At 63.0% G+C, this 22,046-nt stretch carries 21 protein-coding genes; 11 read left to right on the top strand and 10 right to left on the bottom strand.

All coding sequences use genetic code 11. The features are described from left to right. Nucleotides 1–3: 3 nt before the first annotated feature. The 4 genes from speB to JQ863_RS14575 form a co-directional block, all read right to left on the bottom strand. Nucleotides 4–951 (bottom strand): agmatinase, encoded by a 948-nt coding sequence (speB, locus tag JQ863_RS14590; protein WP_204114884.1) that lies wholly within the window; start codon nt 949–951, stop codon nt 4–6. 248 nt (nt 952–1,199) lie between these two features. Continuing rightward, nucleotides 1,200–2,912, bottom strand: coding sequence for a methionine--tRNA ligase (gene metG / locus JQ863_RS14585; RefSeq protein WP_204114883.1), 1,713 nt, complete (start codon nt 2,910–2,912; stop codon nt 1,200–1,202). Between the two features lie 88 nt (nt 2,913–3,000). Further along, nucleotides 3,001–4,227 (bottom strand): MFS transporter, encoded by a 1,227-nt coding sequence (locus tag JQ863_RS14580; RefSeq protein ID WP_204114882.1) that lies wholly within the window; start codon nt 4,225–4,227, stop codon nt 3,001–3,003. A 75-nt stretch (nt 4,228–4,302) separates the two neighbouring features. After that, a complete protein-coding gene (locus tag JQ863_RS14575; protein ID WP_204114881.1) occupies nt 4,303–5,052 on the bottom strand; it encodes an SDR family NAD(P)-dependent oxidoreductase in 750 nt (249 codons plus the stop codon). Between the two features lie 75 nt (nt 5,053–5,127). On the opposite strand from JQ863_RS14575, the gene JQ863_RS14570 reads away from it, so the two are divergent. Further along, complete coding sequence (locus JQ863_RS14570; protein WP_204114880.1) at nt 5,128–5,730, top strand: TetR/AcrR family transcriptional regulator; 603 nt, start codon at nt 5,128–5,130, stop codon at nt 5,728–5,730. Here JQ863_RS14570 and JQ863_RS14565 read toward each other — a convergent pair. Further along, entirely contained in the window at nt 5,706–6,335 is a 630-nt protein-coding gene (locus tag JQ863_RS14565) for an ImuA family protein (RefSeq protein ID WP_204114879.1), read from the bottom strand. The genes JQ863_RS14570 and JQ863_RS14565 overlap by 25 nt on opposite strands. A 182-nt stretch (nt 6,336–6,517) precedes the next feature. On the opposite strand from JQ863_RS14565, the gene JQ863_RS14560 reads away from it, so the two are divergent. After that, entirely contained in the window at nt 6,518–7,561 is a 1,044-nt protein-coding gene (locus JQ863_RS14560) for an aldo/keto reductase (RefSeq protein ID WP_204114878.1), read from the top strand. Nucleotides 7,562–7,580: 19 nt separating this feature from the next. Here the strand turns inward: JQ863_RS14560 and JQ863_RS14555 are convergent, their stop codons facing one another. Beyond that, nucleotides 7,581–9,002, bottom strand: coding sequence for a pyridoxal phosphate-dependent decarboxylase family protein (locus JQ863_RS14555; RefSeq protein WP_204114877.1), 1,422 nt, complete (start codon nt 9,000–9,002; stop codon nt 7,581–7,583). A 4-nt stretch (nt 9,003–9,006) separates the two neighbouring features. Further along, a complete protein-coding gene (locus JQ863_RS14550; RefSeq protein ID WP_204114876.1) occupies nt 9,007–10,152 on the bottom strand; it encodes a DUF819 family protein in 1,146 nt (381 codons plus the stop codon). A 172-nt stretch (nt 10,153–10,324) separates the two neighbouring features. Between JQ863_RS14550 and JQ863_RS14545 the strand changes: the two genes are divergently transcribed. After that, nucleotides 10,325–10,804, top strand: a complete 480-nt coding sequence (locus tag JQ863_RS14545) for a hypothetical protein (protein ID WP_204114875.1) — start codon at nt 10,325–10,327, stop codon at nt 10,802–10,804. Nucleotides 10,805–10,806: 2 nt separating this feature from the next. On the opposite strand, the gene JQ863_RS14540 is transcribed toward JQ863_RS14545, so the two are convergent. Genes JQ863_RS14540 through JQ863_RS14530 form a run of 3 tightly spaced genes read right to left on the bottom strand, consistent with a single transcriptional unit; the run spans nt 10,807 to nt 13,535 of the window. After that, entirely contained in the window at nt 10,807–11,370 is a 564-nt protein-coding gene (locus JQ863_RS14540) for a TadE/TadG family type IV pilus assembly protein (protein ID WP_204114874.1), read from the bottom strand. A gap of 3 nt (nt 11,371–11,373) precedes the next feature. Beyond that, on the bottom strand, nt 11,374–11,910 hold the full coding sequence (locus JQ863_RS14535; RefSeq protein ID WP_204114873.1) for a TadE/TadG family type IV pilus assembly protein: 537 nt from the start codon (nt 11,908–11,910) through the stop codon (nt 11,374–11,376). Beyond that, nucleotides 11,907–13,535 carry a pilus assembly protein gene (locus JQ863_RS14530; RefSeq protein WP_204114872.1) on the bottom strand — a complete coding sequence of 543 codons (1,629 nt, stop codon included), beginning with the start codon at nt 13,533–13,535 and terminating at the stop codon, nt 11,907–11,909. Before JQ863_RS14530 ends, JQ863_RS14535 begins: the two co-directional genes overlap by 4 nt. 109 nt (nt 13,536–13,644) lie before the next feature. Between JQ863_RS14530 and JQ863_RS14525 the strand changes: the two genes are divergently transcribed. From JQ863_RS14525 to JQ863_RS14490, 8 genes are all read left to right on the top strand, one after another. After that, on the top strand, nt 13,645–13,785 hold the full coding sequence (locus tag JQ863_RS14525; protein WP_204114871.1) for a hypothetical protein: 141 nt from the start codon (nt 13,645–13,647) through the stop codon (nt 13,783–13,785). Between the two features lie 80 nt (nt 13,786–13,865). Then, a complete protein-coding gene (locus JQ863_RS14520) occupies nt 13,866–15,296 on the top strand; it encodes a Glu/Leu/Phe/Val family dehydrogenase (protein ID WP_204114870.1) in 1,431 nt (476 codons plus the stop codon). A 2-nt stretch (nt 15,297–15,298) separates the two neighbouring features. Further along, nucleotides 15,299–15,889 (top strand): DUF6151 family protein, encoded by a 591-nt coding sequence (locus tag JQ863_RS14515; protein ID WP_204114869.1) that lies wholly within the window; start codon nt 15,299–15,301, stop codon nt 15,887–15,889. A 62-nt stretch (nt 15,890–15,951) separates the two neighbouring features. Beyond that, nucleotides 15,952–16,845: a hypothetical protein gene (locus JQ863_RS14510; protein ID WP_204114868.1), complete on the top strand. Its 894-nt coding sequence runs from the start codon at nt 15,952–15,954 to the stop codon at nt 16,843–16,845. Nucleotides 16,846–16,955: 110 nt separating this feature from the next. Then, nucleotides 16,956–18,212, top strand: coding sequence for a sarcosine oxidase subunit beta family protein (locus tag JQ863_RS14505; protein WP_204114867.1), 1,257 nt, complete (start codon nt 16,956–16,958; stop codon nt 18,210–18,212). Nucleotides 18,213–18,267: 55 nt separating this feature from the next. Further along, nucleotides 18,268–18,540 carry a sarcosine oxidase subunit delta gene (locus tag JQ863_RS14500; protein WP_204114866.1) on the top strand — a complete coding sequence of 91 codons (273 nt, stop codon included), beginning with the start codon at nt 18,268–18,270 and terminating at the stop codon, nt 18,538–18,540. Beyond that, a complete protein-coding gene (locus tag JQ863_RS14495) occupies nt 18,537–21,467 on the top strand; it encodes a sarcosine oxidase subunit alpha family protein (protein ID WP_204114865.1) in 2,931 nt (976 codons plus the stop codon). The genes JQ863_RS14500 and JQ863_RS14495 overlap by 4 nt, the downstream gene beginning before the upstream one ends. Continuing rightward, entirely contained in the window at nt 21,460–22,011 is a 552-nt protein-coding gene (locus tag JQ863_RS14490; RefSeq protein WP_204114864.1) for a sarcosine oxidase subunit gamma, read from the top strand. Before JQ863_RS14495 ends, JQ863_RS14490 begins: the two co-directional genes overlap by 8 nt. The last annotated feature ends 35 nt before the right edge of the window (nt 22,012–22,046 follow it).

Below are 22,046 nucleotides of genomic sequence, written 5' to 3'. Positions count from 1 at the left end.
CTGTCAATCCCGCGCCACGCCCGGCAGGACGCACAGCATTTCGTACAGCAGGTTGGCGGCGACCATGGCGGTGTGACCGGACGGGTCCCAGGGGGGCGAGACCTCGACCAGATCGCAGCCCACAAGGTTCAGCCCCGCGCAACCGCGCACGATCTCAAGCGCCTGCCAGACGGTCAGCCCGCCGATCTCGACCGTGCCGGTCCCCGGCGCGAAGGCGGGGTCGAGGCTGTCGATGTCATAACTCAGGTAGACAGGCGTATCGCCGATCTGGGCGCGCACGTCCTGCATCAGCGGCACCAGTGACTTGTGCCAGCATTCCTCGGCCTGCACCACGGTGAAGCCCTGGCGGCGCGACCAGTCGAAATCGTCCGGTCCGTATCCGGTGCCGCGCAGTCCGATCTGGAACACTTTGTCGGTTTGCAGGATGCCGTCTTCGACCGCGCGGCGGAACGGGGTGCCGTGGGCGATCTTCTCGCCGAACATCTCGTCATTGATGTCGGCATGGGCGTCGACATGGATCAGCGCCACGGGTCCGTGCTTGTCGGCCATGGCGCGCAGGATCGGATAGGTGATGGTGTGATCGCCGCCGATGGTCAGCGGGATCGTGCCGTGGCCAAGGATGGATTTGTATTCGGTTTCAATGATCTGAACGGCCTTCTTCAGGTCGAACGTGTTGATCGGAACATCGCCGATATCCGCGACCTGAATGCGGTCAAACGGCGCAGCGCCCGTTGCCATGTTATAGGGGCGCAGCATCACACTTTCGCCGCGCGCCGCCTTCGGCCCGTGCCGTGTGCCTGACCGGTAAGATGTGCCGTGATCCATCGCCACGCCCACGAAACAGGCGTCCAGCCCTTTCGCCGTGTCTGCGGCGGGCAGGCGCATGAAGGTGCCGGGGCCGGCAAAACGCGGCATTTCGTTTCCGCCAAGCGGTTGGTTGAACTGGGACATGTTGGGCCTCGGGTTGGGGCTGGAGTTGGATGCAAAGAGACCCCGAACCGTGCCGGTTGTCGATATACGGATTGATAAAGCGTCTGACCTTTAACCTGAGACAGGGAAAAGGTGGGACGCAGCGCAACATATCTGCGTTACGCGCGCCCTGCCACAAACCCGTAATTCAGGTTTATGGCAGGGCGCTTTAGGCCAACGAGAAACGCCGCCCGGTTGGGGCGGCGCCTTCTTGTGGTTCCCTGCTTGGATCAGTCCCGTTTGCCCGCGAACCGGTTCTGCCAGTCCTCACGTTCGTCATCGGTGATCTTGCGGAAGGTCACGTCCGGCACGGTGAAGGCGTGGCCCGGTTTCAGCGCCTCAAGCGCGCCCGCCACATCGTCGGGCCAACCCCAGTCGTCGGTCTGCATCGCGGCCATCAGCGTGTCCGACGCATCAGGAATGAAGGGCGATGACAACACCGCGTATAGACGGATCAGGTTGAGCGCCAGACGGATTTGCGCCGCCGCCTTCTCGGGGTCTTCCTTGAAGGTCGACCACGGCGCCGCCGATTGCAGGTATTCGTTCCCCGCCACCCAGATCGCGCGCAATTCCTGCGCCGACTTGCGCACTTCCATCGCGGCCATGTGGTCCTCGTAGGCGCGGATGCGGGTGGTCAGTTCGGCGATCAGCGCCTGTTCGGTCTCGCCCAATGCGCCACCTTCCGGCACCACTTCGCCAAACTTCGAGCGGCAGAACTTGGTCACGCGGCTGACGAAATTGCCCAGCACGTCGGCCAGGTCCTTGTTGACCGAGGCCTGGAAATTCTCCCAGGTGAATTCGCTGTCCGAGGATTCCGGCGCATGGGACAGCAGCCACCAGCGCCAGTAATCGGCAGGCAGGATTTCCAGCGCCTGATCCATAAACACGCCCCGTCCGCGCGAGGTCGAAAACTGGCCGCCGTCATAGTTCAGGTAATTGAACGACTTGATGTAATCGACAAGCTTCCAGGGCTCGCCCGAACCAAGGATCGTCGCCGGGAAGGACAGCGTGTGGAAGGGGACGTTATCCTTGCCCATGAACTGGGTATAGGTCACGTCCTCGGCGCCCTTGTCGGTGCGCCACCAGCGTTGCCAGTCATCCCCCTTGCCTGCGTCGACCCATTCCTGCGAACAGGCGATGTATTCGATGGGCGCGTCGAACCAGACGTAGAACACCTTGCCTTCCATGCCCGGCCAGTCTTCGTCGCCTTTCTTGACCGGCACACCCCAGTCGAGGTCGCGGGTGATGCCGCGGTCCTGCAACCCATCCCCGTCATTCAGCCACTTGTTGGCGATCGAGGTGGTCAGGATCGGCCAGTCGGTCTTGCTGTCGATCCACTCTTGCAGCTTGCCGCGCATTGCGGTCTGGCGCAGATAGAGGTGCTTGGTCGCGCGTTCTTCCAGATCGGTCGAACCCGAGATGGTCGAATAGGGGTTGATCAGGTCGGTCGGGTCCAGCTGCTTGGTGCAGTTGTCGCACTGGTCGCCGCGCGCACTTTCATATCCGCAATTGGGGCAGGTGCCCTCGATATAGCGGTCCGGCAGAAAGCGGCCATCGGCCTTGGAATAAATCTGGGTCTCTTCGACTTCGCGGATCAGCCCGGCATCGGCAAGGCGGCCCGCGAAATGCTGGGTTAGTTTCTTGTTCTGATCGCTGGACGACCGCCCGAAATGGTCAAAGGACAGGCGGAAGCCATCGGCGATCTCGGCCTGAACCGCCCACATTTCGGCGCAATAATCCGCCACCGGCTTGCCCGCCTTGGCCGCGGCCAGTTCCGCCGGTGTGCCGTGTTCATCGGTGGCGCAGAGGAACAGAACCTCGTTGCCGCGCGCACGCTGGTAGCGGGCGAATAGGTCGGCGGGCAACTGGCTGCCGACAAGGTTGCCCAGGTGCTTGATGCCGTTGATATAGGGAATGGCCGAGGTGATCAGGTGACGCGCCATGCCGGATGTCCTTCGTATCGTCGAATTCGCTTGCGCGTTGGCTTAGACCAAAGGCGCGGCAAGTGCCAGAGGCTTGCGGAAATACAGCCTATTCCGCGTCCTCTTCGCGCTGGCGGCGGGTCAGGCGGCCAATCAGGAAAGAGGTGCGCGGGCTGTAAACATAGCGTGTTTTGCGCTGCGCGGGCCGCGCCCGCATCCGCCCGATGCCGAAGACGATAAGCACCACATGCCCGGCGGCGATCAGGCCAAACAGGGCTGGCGGCCCGAACCGTTCGATCAGCCAGGACGCCAGCGTCGGCGCGGCGATGGCGCCGAGGGCGAAGAAGAACATCAGCGCGGCCGACAGTTCCACCCGCTCGTCCGAGGTGGCGAAGTCATTGGCGTGGGCGGCAGCGACCGAGTAGATCGGGAAGGCGGTGAAGCCGAACAACCCCGCCGACAGCATGATCGCCGTGTAGCCCAGATCGCTGACCATGACCGTGGTGATCGAACTGGCCACCGCCGCCGCCGAAAGCCAGATCAGCACCCAGCGCCGGTCATATTTGTCCGCCAGCCAACCGATCGGGTATTGCGCCAGCGCACCGCCAAGCACGAAGGCCGCCAGGAACCACGCGATCTGTCCCGTGGCCAGCCCGACCTCTTGGCCATAGACCGGGCCGACCATGCGGAACGACGCCGAAGACAGCGCCGCCACGATCACCGCCGCCCCAGCCAGCGGCGATTTCGAAACCGCAAGCATCGGGCGAAGGCGGGGCGACTCGGGGGTCTCGGGCTGACTTTCCCGCGTCAGGGTCAGCGGCAAAAGCGCCGCGCAGCACAGGATGGCAAGGATGTTGTACGAGACATAGGATGCGGGCTCCAGCACGCCGATCACAAGCTGCGCCATCAGCGACGCGCCCATGTCGACCACGCGATAGGTGCCCATGGCGCGGCCGCGCGTCTCATTGGTCACACGCGACTGCAACCACGCCTCGATGATCGTGTAACAGCCCGCGACACACATTCCCGAGGCGATCCGCATCACCGCCCAGGCTAGCGGGTCGATTACCAGGAAATGCGCCATCAGCCCGATTGCACCGGTCGCGGTAAAGGCGGCGAAGGCGCGCGAATGGCCGATGCTTCCCATCAAACGCGGCGCCCACCAGCAGCCGATGAAGAAGCCGAAGAAATGCGCCGACCCCAGAAGGCCGATCTCGCCCGTGGTGAAACCCAGCGCAATCCCCGACAGCGCATCCAGAGGCCCCACGCCTCCGGTAGAAAGCTGCAACAGGACAACGGACAGGAACAGGGCGGAGAACGAAATCAACATGCGCATGACTGCCCCAAACTCGGCAATCGGTCGGGCAAAGGCTAGTGCATTTCGACCGGGTTCATGTCGTTTTTGGACAGGTCAGCCATCGCGCAGGATGCGGGCAGCCAGACCGGGCGCGGCGCGGTGGATCACCCGGAACGCTCGGGTCTGGCCGATCCATGTCTCGTCACGGCCCTTGCCAAGCCCCGCGATCAGGGCTTCGGCGGCGGCTTTGGGGCTGATCGTGGCAACGTTGCGGCCTTCGGTCATGCCCGTCGCAACCAATGGCATCACGGTCTCATTGACCAGAAGATGCGTCATGTCGCGTCGCACCTGGTATCGCAGGGCGCAAGTGAAGCTGCGCAGCCCCGCCTTTGTCGCGCAATAGACCGGGGCGCTGGCCTTTGGTGTCAGCGCCAGTGCCGAGGTGACATTGCAGATGAACGGTGCCTCGTGCCGCCCCAGAAGCGGCAGGAGACCCGCCACCAGTTGCGACGGCGCGGTCAGGTTGACGGTGATCTCGGTCTCGATGGCGCGTGACGTGGCACCGTTTGGAAACCATAACTCCTGCTGGAGCGCGGCGTTGTTGATCAGCCCGCCAATGTCGCCATGACGTGCCGCGACCCAGTCGACCACGCTGGCGGCCCCCGCGGGCGCAGCAAGGTCGACGGCGAAAGTCTGAACCTGACCGCGTGCTTCCTGTGCGACGCGCTCCAACGCAACCGTGTCGCGCCCGGTGGCCAGTACAACGGCACCCAGTTCGGCCAGCGCCAGCACGATGGCCCGCCCAATCCCCCGGTTCGCGCCCGTGACCAGTACCTTGCGGCCCGCCCATTCCATCTGTGCCATCAACTTGTCCCTTGCTATTTTGCCCTCTGACCGCAATATGTGAGCAAAGGCTCGTATTTTGGACTCGCATTTGCCATGACCGTCGAACCCATTGCAAATCCACGGAAAACCCCACGGCAGGCCCGTGCCGAAGCAACAGTTGAGGCGATAGAACAGGCGGCGGCTCGCATTCTGGTGCAGGGCGGGATTGAGGCGCTGAACACCAACCGGATCGCCGAGGTCGCCGGGGTCAGCGTCGGTTCGCTCTACCAGTATTTTCCCAACAAGACCGCGATCATGGGCGCGCTGATCCGCCGCAAACGTGCGCGCCTTCTGGACGGGTTGCGGGCGGCGGTGGCGTCGGACGCGCCACCCAATACCCATATGCGGCGCCTGATCCTGGCCTTCATCCACCATCAGACGGGGTGGCCGCAACTGGCGCAGGCGCTGGACCGGGCCGAGGTTTTCCTGCCGCTCGACGAGGAAACCCGCCGCTTCGAGGCCGAGATCCTGTCGATCCTTCTGCCTCCGGTCACGGCCTTCGGCCCGGATGACCCGGCCCTTGCCGCGCGCGATATCATGGCCCTGTGCCGGGGCATGGTCGAGGCGGCGCTTTTGCGCGGTGAAACCGACGCAGAGGCGATCTGCGCCCGGCTTTTGCCGGCGATCACGGGCTATCTTAAGGCCAGTTCCGCCTGAGCCGCCGCTGGCGTATCAACCAGCCGCAATCCATCCCCGTCCGCCGCCACCTGCCAGTGCTTTTCGGGCGCGGTGCGGGCGCGCAGGCGGTGCAGGGTCCAGCCCTCATCCTCGCCGCGATGCGCCGGGGCCATGCGCCAGCGGCTTTCCACCCCCTGCGCGCCGCCATTACCGGGGGTCAGCAACAGGCCCAGCGGCACATGATCGCCCTCGGCTGCGCCGGTCTCGGCCGCCAGGTGCAGCCGCCGGACCGGGGTCAGCCCCGGCAGGCCGGGTATATCGGCCACCACCAGCGGCACCGCACCGGCGCGCAAGGCCTCTTCCATCGTCCACAGCACGTCCTCGGGGCGGCGGGGCGACAGGAAAGTCAGCCGCGCGGGGTTCAGAAACCGCGCCACCCCGTCCGGGTTCAGCCGGTCCCCGGCCCAGTCCGGCGCGATCCAGAACACCGGGCCGTCCATCCGCGCCGCCAGCCACAGCGCAAACGTTCGCCGCGCCGCGCCACAGCCCTCATGCGCCCGCCCGCGCACAAGGCTGGCGCCGGGGCCAAGCGCCACCTCGGGTCTTGCCCGCTCGGGCGCGCGTCTGAAGGTCTGAATCGGCATGGGTCCATTGTTACATGTTCCCTTTTTGTTCTGAAAGCCCCTGCTGTCCTCTTGCCAAAAAATACCTTCGGGGTGACTTGGCTCTGGAAAGTAACGGGCAGGCCAAGAGGGGGGAAACCCCTTGCACCCGGTCCCGCAGCCGCTACCTTGCCGCCGATAGCGCAAACAGCAGGATCAGACGGATGAAGATGAACCCCCTTGGACGCACCGGCATCGAGGTCTCGGAGCTTTGCCTTGGCACCATGACCTATGGCACCCAGACTGCGGAAGCGGACGCCCACACCCAGATCGACATGGCACTCGATGCCGGGATCAACTTCCTCGATGCCGCCGAGATGTACCCGGTGAACCCGGTCAGCGCCGAGACGCAGGGACGCACCGAGGAAATCATCGGCACCTGGTTTGCCAGGACCGGGCGGCGCGGCGATGTGGTTCTGGCGACGAAACATGCCGGCGCGGGTCCGAAGCACATCCGTGACGGGGTCGGCATTTCCGCCGCTTCGGTGCCGGTGGCGATCGAGGGATCACTGCGCCGGTTGCAGACCGATGTGATCGACCTCTATCAGCTGCACTGGCCCAATCGCGGGTCCTACATGTTCCGTCAGAACTGGACCTATGATCCGTCGAAACAGGATTACGCCGACACGATGGCCCATATGGAAGAGGTGCTGGACGCGCTGCAGCGCGAGGTCGACAAGGGCCGCATCCGTGCCTTTGGCCTCTCGAATGAAAGCGCTTGGGGCACGGCGCAATGGCTGCGGATTGCGGCGGAAAAGGGTGGCCCGCGCGTAGCCTCGATCCAGAACGAATATTCGCTTCTGTGCCGCCTGTTCGACACCGACCTGGCCGAGTTGTGCGTGAACGAAGATGTCGGCCTTCTGGCGTTTTCGCCGTTGGCGGCGGGCCTTCTGACCGGCAAGTACCAGGGCGGCGCAGTGCCCGAAGGCTCGCGGATGACCTTTGTCGGCAATTTGGGTGGTCGCAAATCCGACCGCGTGTTCGACGCGGTTGACGCTTATCTTGATATCGCGGACCGTCACGGGCTGGACCCGGTGCATATGGCGCTGGCCTTTACCGTGCAGCGCCCGTTCACCTGTTCCTCGATCTTCGGCGCCACCACGACCGACCAGCTGACCCGCATCCTGAAGGGCGCGGACCTGCGGTTGTCGGATGAGGTCATGGCCGAGATCAACGCCGCGCACAAGGCGCACCCGATGCCCTATTGATCCCGGCTGGGCGCGGGGCTCAACCCCTCCGCGCCTTCCATGCGACGTATCTGCCCATCAGCCGCTCGGCCAGGCCGGGCTTGCCGGATTCTTCCAGCTCAAGCGCGCCACCACCGGCCCGATACATGGCGGCAAACGTGTCCAGCACCTTGGCTTTGACCATGCCGCGCATCGGCACATGCGCCATCATGCCATAGGTCGCGGCGCTGCCTGTCCTGGCAAGGTCGGGGTTGGCACGGACCGTCGCCACCGCCGCTTTGAGGTCCGACAGATAGGTTTCGACCACCTCAAGATGCCGGGCGGTCACCATGGCGTGAATGCCATCGGGGTTCTGGACACGGTTGACGCTCCATCCTTTGGCGGCCAGTTGGTCGGCGACGGCAAAGATCGACAGGGCCTTGTCGGAAGCGCCATAGGCCAGAAGCGGCCCCTGCGGCGCCCCGAGGATTTTCAGCCCGTCGATCCCGTCGATCCCTTCTTTGATCGCGTCAACGGCGGCGATGGTGCGGCGGGCCAGGTCGCAATAGCCGTCCTCGCCAAACTTCTGCAGGGTCGCCCAGGCCGCGGCATAGGCGCCGCCGGGTCGGGTGCCCAGCATGGCGGGGCTGGCAAAAACCCCGCCGGGCCAGTCCTGATAAACGAACATCTGGTGTTTCAGTGTGTCCAGGTCACGATACAGGATCGCCGACGCGCCCTTGGCGGCATAGCCATATTTGTGGATGTCGCCCGAGATCGACGTCACCCCCGGCACCCGGAAATCCCACTCCGGCAGGTCATGCCCGTTCTTTTCCATAAACGGCAGGATGAAGGCCCCGACGCAGGCGTCCACGTGCATTGGAACGCCCTTTTCGGCGGCGATCCGGCCCATTTCTGCAATGGGGTCGATGGTGCCATGCGGATATTCCGGGGCTGATCCCAGCACCATCACCGTGTTGCCATCGATCTTGCGCGCCAGTTTCGAGATATCGGTGGCCAGGTCCTTGCCCACTGGCAACAACCGGATCTTGACCTTGAAATACTCCGCCGCCTTGAACCAGGCCACATGCGCGGTTGCGGGCAGGACCATGTTGGGCCGGCTGACGCGACGGGTCTTGGCGGCCATGTCGCGATAGCATTTCACCGCCATCAGACAGCTTTCGGTACCGCCCGCCGTCATCACCCCGCAGGTGTCCGGCCCACCATTGAGCAATCCCGCCATGACCGAGATCACCTGGCTTTCCATCTGTTTCAGGCTTTGGAAGGCCGCGGGGTTCAGGCCATTGGCCGACGAATACTGACGATAGGCGTCGGCAAGAAAGTCATCGTGTTCCTCGTCAAGGTGATAGACCAGGCTCCACAGTTTTCCGGCCTTGTAATCGGGATCCTTGGCCCGAAAGCGGGACAGGTCAGTCAGCACCTCGTCGGGGTTGCGCCCCTGTGCGGGCAGTTGCAGATGATCCATCGGGTTATCCTCCGGCAGCCAGTAACAAGGCGACGGCGATGCCAAGATAGTTGCCGATCGCAAAACCCAGGATGCCGGTCGCCATGCCGGACATCATCACGGCGGGGTTCTTCAGGGTTTTCACCACCATCGGCACAAAGGCAGGTGACATCAGCGCCGCGACAGAGGTGATCAGGAACGTGTCCACGTCGACGCGGAACAGGCGGCAGAACAGGGCGTGCAGTGCGAGGCTGCCAAAGGTCGCCACGGCGACAAAGACAAGGATCGACAGATCGAGGTCGGCTAGCGTGGTCACATCCAGTCCCGCCGCGACGCAGACCGAAAAGACATAGATCAGGTAGAGCCCCAGTTTCGGCGCGGCGCGGTTTTCGCGCAACGGGCGCAGGAAGGACGCGGCGATGCCCAGCGTCGTCAGCAGGACAATGGTCAGGATCGCCGGGTTGCCAAAGGGCAGGGCAGGGGCCAGCGTTACTGCCAGCCCGACACAGATCGCGGCGGCAAGGATCGCCACCACGCTTGCCCGCAGCCCGGTCCGCCCCAGCAGGTCGCGATAGGTCTCGGTCAGAAGTGCGCCCTCGTCCGCCACCCGCGCCGCATCGGGAAAACGCGGCAGGAACCGGGCAAACAGGCGCGGCGCCAGCGACAGCACAAACAGCAGGTAGACTGCCCCGATCGCCGTATCGACCGTGGCAAAGACAAGGTACCGCGTATCGGGAATGTCCAGCGCCAGCTTGATTGCGCCCAGATTGGCGATGCCGCCGGTATACATGCCGACCGCCATGGCCGAGAGCTGCTCGGGTGCCTCCGCGCCAGCGCGCGCATAGATCACGAACAAGGCCGAGGCGATGGCGGTCACGGCGATCACCGCCAGCCCCATCGACAGCATTGCCCGCCTCGCCACATCGCGCCACGCCTTTACGTCGACCGAAAACAGCAAAAGCGGCAGGGCAAGGCCAAGGCTGGCCTCCATCACCGCGTTGCGCATGGCGTCGGCGCTTTCCGGGATCATCCCGGACAGGCCGATCACGATACCTACGACATAGCACAACACGATGGCGCCGATCGCGCGCGCCGCAGCGACATGGGCGCAAAGCCACAGGATGCCGGCCGGAATGATCAGGAACAGGCAGGCTGTCAGGATATCGGTCATGGTTCTCCGGTTCTTCGCCCTTGTGCGACGTCTTGGTGGCGATCATGCGCGGCGGCCGTGGCAAAGGGCAAGGGGCGCGATGGTTGCCCTTGCGTCGCCCGTCAATCGCGACAGTGGCTTGAGGCGCGCCCCGGTTGGCGCTATGGCGTCAACAAACGTGAAGGAGAGCGACATGACCAAGGACGTGCTGGCAATTGTGCAGGCTTCCGCCCCCCGCCGGTGGATGGGGGTTCTGATGCTCTATCTTCTGGGGGGGATCCTGATCTATGTCGCCTTTTCGCAACCCCCGGCACCCGCCTTCATGGTCTTTCTGCTGGTCGTTGGGGCAGCGGCGTTGTGGCTGGCGGAAAAGACCCGCCGCGCCACCGAACGCGTGGTCGAGCTGACCGCCGAGGGGCTGCGCGACAATAGCGGCGAGGTGATCGCACCTTTCGATCAGATCGTCCGGGTTGAGCGCGGCGTGTTTGCAATGAAACCCTCAAACGGTTTCATGGTGCATCTGAAGGACAAGCGGTCACGCCGCTGGCTGCCCGGCCTTTGGTGGTGTCTCGGGCGCAAGGTCGGTATCGGCGGCGTCACGCCGGGACACCAGACCAAGGCGATGGCACAAATCCTGGAAGCGATGATCGTCCAGCGCGACGGCGAGCGCTGATCCTAGAGCAGGTCCGTCCGCTCCCAGACCACCTGCGATGCAAAACGCGGGCGGGTGAAGACGAATGTGTTGATGTCCAGGTCATTCAGCCCGACATTCAGCGGCGGGTCGAATTCGCTGTGCGTTTCAACAAGGATCAGATGTTCACCCGAGGTCATGACCGGCAGGTTGGCAGCGATGGTTTCGATATCGGCGGATTTCAACGCCTCCATCGCCCCACGGGTTTCCGACCATTGCAGGACATACTGGTCACGCTTGCCACTGTAGCTGATGACGCTGACACGGATGGCGGTGGGGCCGTCCGAGCGCGCCAGCATATCAAACAGCGAATGCATGCCGTTCATGTAGGCGGGCGTGATCGCCTCGGTTTCGCGGCTGATCATGTCGCTGATCGTGAAGGCGGCCTTTTCCGAAACCGACCTGGTACGGAACCCGTCAAAGAAGATGACCACGGCAACGTAGGCCCACAGAAGCAGGGGCATGATCAAGGCGGCCTCGACAGCGACACTGGCGCGTGTCTCGTCGCGGAAATCCTGGAGGAAAAATTTCAGGCGAAGCTTCCACATGGCTTAACTCGGCTCCTGAACGAAGGCGGAAACTGACACCAGGGCGATGTCCCCCGAGGTGTCCTTGGCAATCTCTTTGCCGAACCCCATGGTCGGATAGAGCGCGGGGACTTTGGCGCAGACACGCAGGATCATCAGCTGGTTGGCCTGACCAGGCGTGAAGGTCGTGACCGGCTGCACCTCTTCGGCGCGGTCGGTGCAGGTGGCCTGATCGGAAATCGGAACCCAGTTGCGCGGGTCGACCTGAACCATCTCAAGCGACAGGTTCTCGGCGCAATTGTCGATGAACGTGGCTTCGTCACAGATCAGGTTCTTGAGTTCCACGTGATCCGGGGCGTCACCTGTGGACAGGCGCACCTCGCGGACCGCGATATCAAGCCCGCGTTCGAGGAAGGCGTATTTCAGCGTAATCAGCCCGATTTCGACCGATGACAGGATGAAGACAAAGAAGAAGGGGAACATGATCGCGAATTCGATCGTGGCGTGTCCGTCTTCCTTGCGGCCGAAACGGGCCAGGTGTTTTGCAATGCGGTGCATCATTGGGTCAACCTCAGCTGACGGATGGCGACGGCGATGGTTTCAAACGCGTCGCTGATTTCAAGCCCCTTGGCGTCAAAGTAATGCGAGTCGGAGCTTGCGCAGTTTTCCAGAACGCGACGACCCTGCCGCGGCGCCTCGAAGCCGATGGCAAAAACGATCACACCCTGATCCTTGGTGATGCTGCAGATGTTCTTCAGCTGATTGTCCTTGGCCGAAGCGTTCTTTTTCGAGAAGGCCGAGGTGAACCAGTCCGCATAGGCGCTGTTGCTGAAGTAGAACAGTTCTGATGCGATCCATTTCAATGAGGCCTGTGCGGTCAGGTCCTTGTTCATCAACTGAACGGCTTCGTCCTCGTTCTCATGTATGGCGCAGTTGTCGTTCGTAAGACAGACACTGTTTTCGCCATTGCCATAGGGGTAGTCATGCCAAGTGCCCGTATGCGGCCAGAAGTAGTTGTATTTTCCCTTGGAGTGGTAAACCGAATACTTGTCTTCCTTGGCGTTGTACCAAACCGGCGACAAGGTATCGCGCATCGACGGGTTGAGGAAATACTGATCGGTATGTTGCCCGTCCGACATGATCACCACAACCTTCAGGACCATAAAATCGTCATAGCTGGACGGGCGTCCGGCGAATTTCGATTCAACTTCCCCTTCGTCGATCAACTCAGTGACAACGCTTTGCATCGACGGGTCAAGCAGCGACGCCCCCCATTTCATCCCAAGGTCGATCGACGTGTTGCCGCCGTGGGTCATGCTGTCGATATAGGCGTGAAGCTCGGCGCGGTCATCGGTCAGCGGCAGGATCTGCGACCCGGCACGGGTCGGGCAGACCGGCAGATCAATCGGGGCTTCCGAATAGGTGAACGGGTCGAAATGCATGGTGCGTTCAAGCGGCTCGGCGCGATCCAGGCCGTGCTTGCTGAACTGGTCGGGAATGAAGTTCACGCAATGCGAATAACTATGTTCCTGCGAGACATTGTATTTCGACAGGATCGGTTCGCCTGCGTTGACCTGCGTGGCGTAGGGCACGATCGAGATCGACAGGTTGCCTTCCTCGGTGTGCTGCAACAGCGTGTCGACAAAATCCTTGGCGGCCACTTTCAGGTTGGCGAGGCGCTTGTTGCTGCCCATCGACCCCGAGATGTCCAGAACCAGGGAAAGTTCGACGTTGCCGATGCTTTCCTCGGCCGCGCCCGCGGCCGGAACCGTCAGCGTCTCGATCCCGAGCATCTTCATGAACATCGTGTCGATGCTTGTGGTCGCGGTGGCGGTCACGTTGCGGAAGCCGATGCCCTCGGTCACGGTGACCGAGCTGAGGTATTTTTCCATGCCGGCCTTGGTGAAATAGTCGGCAACCACCAGCTTTGGATCACGCTCTTGCTCAAGGTCTGCCGCCGCCAGAACCGCGCGGTCAAGCGTTTGCTGCAGCTTGGTGCGTTCCATTTCGGAATACATGATATCGACGCCGATGCCGCCGATCATGAGAAGAATCAAAAACAAGAATACTGACAGGCCAGTGATCGCCCCGTCCTGGTCACGGACGAATGCGCCCAGCTTCCATCCGGTTCCAACCCGGCGCTTGGGCTTCGACTGGTCCTGGTTTGCTCGCGCTGTATGTGCCATGCGACTCACCCTTAAATCCGCGCCGAATCCGGTCAGAATTACCGGACAGGACGCACTTTTCGACTGGTCATGATTGCCATGCGAATAAGGCGAAAAAGGGGCGGGAAAGGTGCAAAACCTTGTGCTGTTGTCGAAAAAACACGTTTTTATTCAATGGCTTGGAAACGATTTGGGGCGCTGGGGTGGTATTGGTTCTGGAATCGAAACCCAAGGGGGTGGTTTCAATTTTGATGAAAAATTTGGCACTTAATAAACCTCCCTGATCATCATAGGGTGCATCCACAGGGCTGCGACGCCGAGTCGCGGCGAAATGTATTTCGGAGGGCAATCATGGGTCGGGTAAACGAGCCGAGTTTCAGGGAATCCGTTGATCTGATGTTCAACAGGGCCGTCGCCCTGATGGACTTGCCGCCGGGTCTTGAGGAAAAGATCCGGGTCTGCAACTCGACCTACACGGTGCGGTTCGGAGTGCGGCTCAGGGGGCAGATCCAGACCTTCACCGGATATCGCTCGGTTCATTCCGAACATATGGAGCCGGTCAAGGGCGGCATCCGCTACGCCCTGTCCGTCAACCAGGACGAGGTCGAGGCGCTGGCGGCGCTCATGACTTATAAATGCGCGCTGGTCGAAGCCCCGTTCGGCGGCTCGAAAGGCGGGTTGCGGATCGATCCCCGGCAATATGACGAACACGAACTTGAACTGATCACCCGCCGTTTCGCCTATGAGCTGGCCAAGCGCGACCTGATCCATCCCAGCCAGAATGTGCCCGCCCCCGACATGGGCACCGGCGAACGCGAGATGGCCTGGATCGCCGACCAGTATGCCCGCATGAACACCACCGACATCAACGCCAAGGCCTGCGTGACCGGCAAGCCGCTGAATGCCGGCGGGATCTCGGGCCGGGTCGAGGCGACGGGCAGGGGGGTGCAATATGCGTTGCGCGAGTTTTTCCGCGATCCCCGCGATATCGAGAAGGCAGGGCTGACCGGAACGCTGGATGGCAAGCGGATCATCGTGCAGGGGCTGGGCAACGTGGGCTATCACGCCGCCAAGTTCCTCAGCGAGGAAGATGGCGCGCGGATTGTCGGCATCATCGAACATGACGGCGCGCTCTACAATGCCGACGGGCTGGACGTCGAGGCCGTGCGCGGCTGGATCGTCAAACATGGCGGCGTGACCGGGTTCCCGGATGCCACACACTCGATCGACGGGGCGGCCTGTCTTGAAGAAAAATGCGATATCCTGATCCCCGCCGCGATGGAGGGGGTGATCCACATGGGCAACGCCAAGCGCATCAAGGCCCCGCTGATCATCGAGGCCGCGAATGGCCCTGTGACCGCCGGGGCGGATGAAATCCTGCGCAAGAAGGGCACGGTGATCATTCCCGATATGTATGCAAATGCCGGTGGTGTGACCGTGTCCTATTTCGAATGGGTCAAGAACCTCAGCCATATCCGCTTTGGCCGGATGCAGCGCCGTCAGGAAGAGGCGCGCCACCAGTTGGTGGTGGACGAGTTGGAAAAACTCAGCAAGGCGGCCGCGATCCCCTATACCCTGTCGCCCGAGTTCAAGCAGAAATACCTGCGCGGCGCCGATGAGCTGGAATTGGTGCGCTCGGGGCTGGATGACACGATGCGGATATCCTACCAGTCGATGCGCGATATCTGGCATGACCGGGCGGATGTCGAGGACCTGCGCACTGCCGCTTACCTTGCATCGATCACCAAGGTCGCGGCCAGCTATCGCGCCAAGGGCTTGTAGGCATGGCGGGACCTGATGTCGGTTTTTCCTGTCGCTGCGGGGCGTTGCAAGGCGTGGCGCATGACGTGTCGCCGCGCTCGGTCAATCATTTGAAATGCTATTGCCGGGACTGCCAGGCGGCAGCGCGGCACCTGGGCGATCTCGACAGCCTTGACGCGCATGGCGCGACCGACCTGTTCCAGACGGTGCCGTCGCGGATCGAGATCACCTCGGGCCAGGAACATCTTGCCTGTCTCCGGTTGTCGCCGAAGGGCATCCTGCGCTGGTATGCCGGATGCTGCAATTCGCCGTTGTTTACCATGCTGGCGTCGCGCGGGGTGGCGTTCTGCGGGGTGAACCTGGCCCGCTGCGGGGCTGAGGCGCAGGACATCGTCGGTCCGGTCACGGGCATATACGGTGCCGATGGGGCGCGGGATATGCCCGAGGACTTCCGCAATCGCGGCATCCTGCCTGCCACGCTGAAAATCATCGGTCGATCGCTGAAGGCGCGGGTCACAGGCGACCCCAACCCGTTTTTTGACGCAGGCGGCGCCCCCATCGTCGCACCGCGCATTTTGACGCTGGAAGAACGCCGCGCCGCGACGCCGAACTGATTGACCCACGAGTGATCCGGGCTGCGTCGCAGGACGTAACCCCGGAAAACATGGGACAATCTATGAAACACCTCACCCTTTCAGCCGCCGCGTTTGCGTTGGCGATGGCCGCCACAAATGCTTCCGCAGAGCAACCTGACAAGGACTGGTTCCTGTCACTGGATGGCGCCTATCTTGGTCAGAGCGCAGCCGACCTTGAGGGCGGCGGACAATTTTCGGTCAATCGGGCCTTTGCGCGCGTCGGCGGGTTGAAACGCCTGCAATCGGGCCTGTCCCTCGGGATCAGCGCCAGCTTCGGCGCGTCGGATTATGACTTCTCGGGCGTCACCGCGCCCTGGAGCCGCGTCAACGAAGCCGGTGTGTCGGTTTCGGTGATCGGAAAAACCAATTCCGGCATGCGCTATTTCATCGCGCCGACCATGCGTACCCGATACGAAGACGGCGTGTCAGCCGGGGACGGGGCCACCTATGGCGCCTTTGCCGGGGCAAGCTGGGAGGTCAGCGAAACATTGACCATCGGGCCGGGGATCGGCGTGTTCTCGCAGCTGGGCAGCGCCGATCCGAACATCTTCCCGGCGCTGATCATCGATTGGTCGATCACCGACCGCCTTGCGCTGACGACCGGCCCGACACTTGGCGCATCGGAAGGACCGGGCCTGACGCTGTCCTATGCGTTTTCAAAGGCGTGGTCGGTGTCCCTTTCGGGAAGGTCCGAACGCAACACCTTCCGCTTGTCCGACACCGGGGCAACCCCGGGCGGCACCGGCGAGGACAAGTCCTTCCCCGTGATCCTCAGCATTGGGTACGAGCCGAACCCGGGCATTTCAGCCTCTGTCTTCGCGGGCATGGAGTATGGCGGCAACCTGACGGTGCGTGATGCTGCGGATGTGATTGTGTCCTCAACCGACTACGATCCCGCCCCGATTTTCGGCGCGGCACTGTCGCTCTCGTTCTAATTCACCGGAAACGACAGCACCCGTCGCATTCGGTCATGTCGATGCGTCTGGCGCATTGCACTCTGCCCCCGGACTTGCTTCACTCGGAGCAGGACGAACGGGAGAGACAAATGCGGTTTTCGGGGCTCAGGGTTCTGAAAGAGGGGCTGACCGGCAACAAGGGCTGGGCGGCGCATTGGCGCGACGCCACGCCGAAACCGGAATATGATGCCGTTATCATCGGCGGCGGCGGGCACGGGCTGTCGACCGCCTATTACCTGGCCAGGAACCACGGCATGACCAATATCGCCGTTCTGGAAAAGGGCTATCTTGGCGGCGGCAATGTCGGACGCAACACCACGATCGTGCGCGCCAATTACTTTCTTCAGGGCAATTCCGAGTTCTACTCCCATTCGCTGAACCTGTGGGAAGGGCTGGAAGAGGACCTGAATTACAACGTGATGCATTCGCAGCGCGGGCTGATCAACCTGTTCCACTCGGACGGCCAGCGCGATGCCTTCGCGCGGCGTGGCAACATGATGCTGAACCAGGGCGACGACGCGATCCTTCTGGACCGCGACGGGGTGAGGAAACACCTGCCCTATCTCGATTTCGAGCAGACACGGTTCCCGATCTATGGCGGGCTATACCACCCGCGCGGCGGCACCGCGCGCCATGACGCGGTGGCCTGGGGCTATGCCCGCGGCGCGTCGGACCGGGGTGTCGACCTGATCCAGAATTGCGAGGTTACGGGCATCGATATCGAAGGCGGTGTCGTGAAAGGCGTCCAGACCACCCGTGGACCGATCAGGGCAAAGAAGGTCGGGATCGTGGTCGCGGGGCGCTCGGGCCAGGTGGCGGCGATGGCGGGGCGGCGCCTGCCGATCGAAAGCCACGTGTTGCAGGCCTTTGTGACCGAGGGGCTGAAGCCGGTGATCGACCACGTCATCAGCTTCGGTATGGGCCATTTCTATATCAGCCAGTCCGACAAAGGTGGTCTGGTCTTTGGCGGCGACCTCGATTTCTATGCCTCTTATGCCCAACGCGGCAACCTGCCGATGAAGGAACATGTGATGGAGGCGGGCATGACGCTGATGCCGATGATCGGCAAGGCGCGCGTGTTGCGGTCCTGGGGCGGGATCATGGACATGACCCCCGATGGCAGCCCCATCATCGACAGGATGGAGGGGGTTGACGGGCTGTTCATCGATTGCGGCTGGAACTACGGCGGGTTCAAGGCGGTGCCGGCCTCGGGCTGGTGCATGGCGCATCTGATGGCGACCGGTCAGCCGCATGAGGTGGCCGCGAAGTTCCGCATGGACCGGTTCCGCACCGGGGTCGGTCTGATGGATGAAGAGGGCACCGGCTCTCAACACAACCTGCATTGAGGGTGGCGATGTCGGAATTGGGTATTTTTGACCAGCAAAAAGCAGGGGGTGGGGCATGAGACTGACCTGCCCGCAGTGCGGCGAGAGGGATCGGCGCGAGTTTTATTATGTCGGTGACGCGGTGGCGCTGGAGCGGCCCGCGCCGGATGCCGGGGATGAGGCGTGGGAGGCCTATGTGCATCTGCGCGACAACCCGGCGGGCGAGACGCGCGATCTCTGGTATCATGAAGCCGGATGCGGCGCGTGGCTGGTGGTCACGCGGAACACCGTGACCCATGCCGTTCTGGACGTGGTGCTGGCGTCGGATGTGAAGGGGGGCGGCGCATGAGGGTCAATGGCAAGGGTCTTGTCGACCGGAATTCGCCGCTCAGCTTTACCTTCGACGGGCGCCGGGTCGAGGCGTTCAGGGGTGATACCGTGGCCTCGGCCCTGCTTGCCGCCGGTGAGCGGCTGGTCGGGCGGTCCTTCAAGTATCACCGTCCGCGCGGAGTGATGGGCGCGGGTAGCGAAGAGGCCAATGCGCTGATCACCGTCGGGAGCGGCGCGGCGCGGGACCCGAATGTGCGCGCCACGGTGCAGGAGGTCTTTCACGGGCTGGAAACAACGTCACAAAACCGCTGGCCGTCTTTGGATTTCGACCTGTTGGCGGTCAACGATCTGGCTGCGCCGTTTCTTGGGGCGGGGTTTTATTACAAGACCTTCATGTGGCCCCGAAAGTTCTGGGAGCGGCTTTATGAACCGGTGATCCGGCGGGCGGCGGGGCTGGGCGCGCTTAGCCGTGAACACAATCCTGATCGTTATGAAAAGGCCTTTGCCTTTTGCGATTTGCTTGTCATTGGTGCGGGGCCGGCGGGCCTGATGGCGGCGCTGACGGCGGGCCGCGCCGGGGCGGATGTCATCCTTGCCGATGAAGACGCGGTGATGGGCGGGCGGCTGAATGGCGAAACGCTTGAGGTTGACGGGCGGCCCGGTGCGGATTGGGCGGCGGCGGTTGTGGCTGAACTGGCGTCGATGGACAATGTTCGCCTGATGCCGCGCACCACGGTGACCGGGGCTTATGATCAGGGCACCTATGGCGCGCTGGAACGGGTCGCGCATCACCTTGAGGATCGTGGTGACAGGCCGCTGGAATGCTTCTGGCGGATCGTGGCAAAGCGGGCGATCCTCTGTGCAGGCGCGATCGAACGGCCCGTCGCATTCCGCAACAACGACCGTCCGGGCATCATGACGGCAAGCGCGGTGCGGACCTATCTGAACCGCTATGGCGTGGCGGCCGGCAGGACCGTGACGGTTTTTGCCAACAATGATGACGCCCATCGCACCGCGTCCGACCTTGTCGCGGCGGGCGTACACGTGGCGGCTGTGATCGACTCCCGCGACGACGCCCCCGACAGCGCCGACTTCCCTGTCATCAAGGGGGCGCAGGTCTGTGACGCCGCCGGGCGCAAGGGGCTTGAGAACATCACTTTCCGCACCGCGTTGGGCGAGGACAAGATCCAGACCGACCTTCTGGCGGTCTCGGGCGGCTGGAACCCGACGGTTCACCTGACCTGCCACATGAGTGGCCGACCGACATGGGACCCGACCATCGCCGCTTTTGTCCCGACGCCGGGATCGGTGCCGGGGCTGACCGTGGCAGGGGCGGCCAATGGCGCGTTTTCAACCCATGAGGCATTGCAGCAGGGCATGGCCGAGGCAAAGGCCGCGCTGTCCGACCTCGGGGTCAAACCGGCAGGTGTCGATCTGCCCCGTGCCGAGGATGGCGAATACGAGATTTCGCCGCTCTGGTCGGTGCCGGGCAAGGGGCGGGCGTGGCTGGATTTCCAGAACGACGTGACGGTGAAGGACGTGGTGCAGGCGGCGGCCGAGAACTTCCGTTCGGTCGAACATATGAAGCGCTATACCACCCAAGGCATGTCGCCCGATCAGGGCAAGAATTCGAACATCGGGGCCTTGGCGGTGCTGGCCGATGCCACGGGCCGGGGTATTCCTGAAACCGGGACCACCACCTATCGCCCGCCGTTCAGCCCGGTGTCAATTGCGGCGATGGGGGCGGGGGTGCAGGGGGCAGGTTTCGCGCCGCAGCGTTTCACCACCAGCCATGTCGCCTCGGTGGGCCACGGCGCACCGATGATCGAGGCGGGGTTGTGGTATCGCCCCAGCTATTTCCCGGCCCCCGGCGAAACCACCTGGCGGCAATCCTGTGACCGTGAGGTCAACATGGTCCGTAATACGGTCGGCATCTGCGATGTCTCGACCCTTGGCAAGATCGATATTCAGGGCAAGGACGCGGGCGTGTTCCTCGATTTTGTCTATACCAACACCTTCTCGACCCTACCCGTGGGCAAGGCCCGATACGGGCTGATGCTGCGCGAGGACGGGTTTGTCATGGATGATGGCACCTCGGCGCGGCTGGGCGAGAACCACTATGTTATGACCACCACCACCGCAGCCGCCGGGCCGGTGATGCGGCATCTGGACTATGTGCATCAGTGCCTTGTTCCTGATCTGGACGTGTCCTTTATCTCGGTCACCGAGCAATGGGCGCAGTTCGCGGTGGCCGGGCCGAAATCGCGCGATCTGCTGAACGCATTGGTGGACGAGACCGTGGAGGACACCACCTGGCCCTTCATGGGCTGTGCGCCTGTGACGGTGCAGGGGGTCAAGGGGCGGCTGTTCCGTATCTCGTTCTCGGGCGAACATGCTTATGAGATCGCGGTGCCGTCACGCTATGGCGACAGCCTGTTCCGCCTGTTACTGGCGCGGGCCGAGGCGATGGGAGGCGGGGCCTACGGGATGGAGGCGCTGAACGTCCTCAGGATCGAAAAGGGCTTCATCACCCATGCCGAGATTCACGGCCGCGTCACCGCCTTCGATGTGGGGCTTGGCCGCATGGTCAGCCAGAAAAAGGACTGTATCGGCAAGACCATGTCGGAACGGCCCGGCCTGTCGGGTGAGGACCGCGAGATGCTGGTTGGCCTGAAACCCGTCGGCCCGGTCAAGCAGATCACCGCGGGCGCGCATCTGTTCGAAAAGGACGCCGATCCGGTGCGGGTGAACGAACAGGGCTATACCACCTCTGTCGGTTTCTCGCCGACGCTGGAAAGCTATCTTGGTCTTGCCTTCCTCAGAAACGGGCGCGCGCGCCATGGCGAGGAGGTCAAGGTCGTCGATCACCTGCGCGGCATCACTGCCCGCTGCGTGGTCTGTGATCCGGTGTTCTTTGATCCAGAAGGGGGACGGATGCGTGGCTGAGTTGATTGCGAAATCCCCGTGCGACGGGCTGTTGCCAGTTGAAATCGGCGGCGTGACGCTGAGAGAGGTCGACCTAGGGCACCTGACCGCTCTGGCGCCCCATCGCGGCAAGGAAAAAAGCTTTGCCGAGGCGATGAAGGCCGCGCATGGGCTGACGCTGCCGAAACCCGGTCGCGCCACGGGCAAGGACGGCAAACGCCTGATCTGGTTTGGTCGGGCGCATGTCCTTCTGGCAGGACCAGCGCCTGCGGCCCGGCTTTTGTCCCATGCTGCGGTGACGGACCAGTCGGACGCATGGGCCGCGCTGCGGATCGAGGGCGAAGGCGTCGAGGATGTGCTGGCGCGGCTGGTCCCGATCGACCTGCGGCAACAGGTGTTCAAACGGGGCCACACGGCGCGCACGCAGTTGCAGCACATGAATGTCTCGATCACGCGGCTTGGCGACGACGCGTTTATGATCCTCGGGTTCCGGTCCATGGCCACCACCCTTGTGCATGAGCTTGAAACCGCCATGTCTGGGGTTGCAGCGCGGCGGGCGGGCTGATTACCTGTGCCGGTCCGATGATCAGGAGACCGACC

The sequence above is a fragment of the Shimia biformata genome (genome assembly GCF_016888515.1).
GTDB classification, from domain to species: Bacteria; Pseudomonadota; Alphaproteobacteria; order Rhodobacterales; family Rhodobacteraceae; genus Shimia_A; species Shimia_A biformata.
Note: the sequence above shows the minus strand (reverse complement) of the source record. Positions and strands in the feature narration are given on the sequence as shown.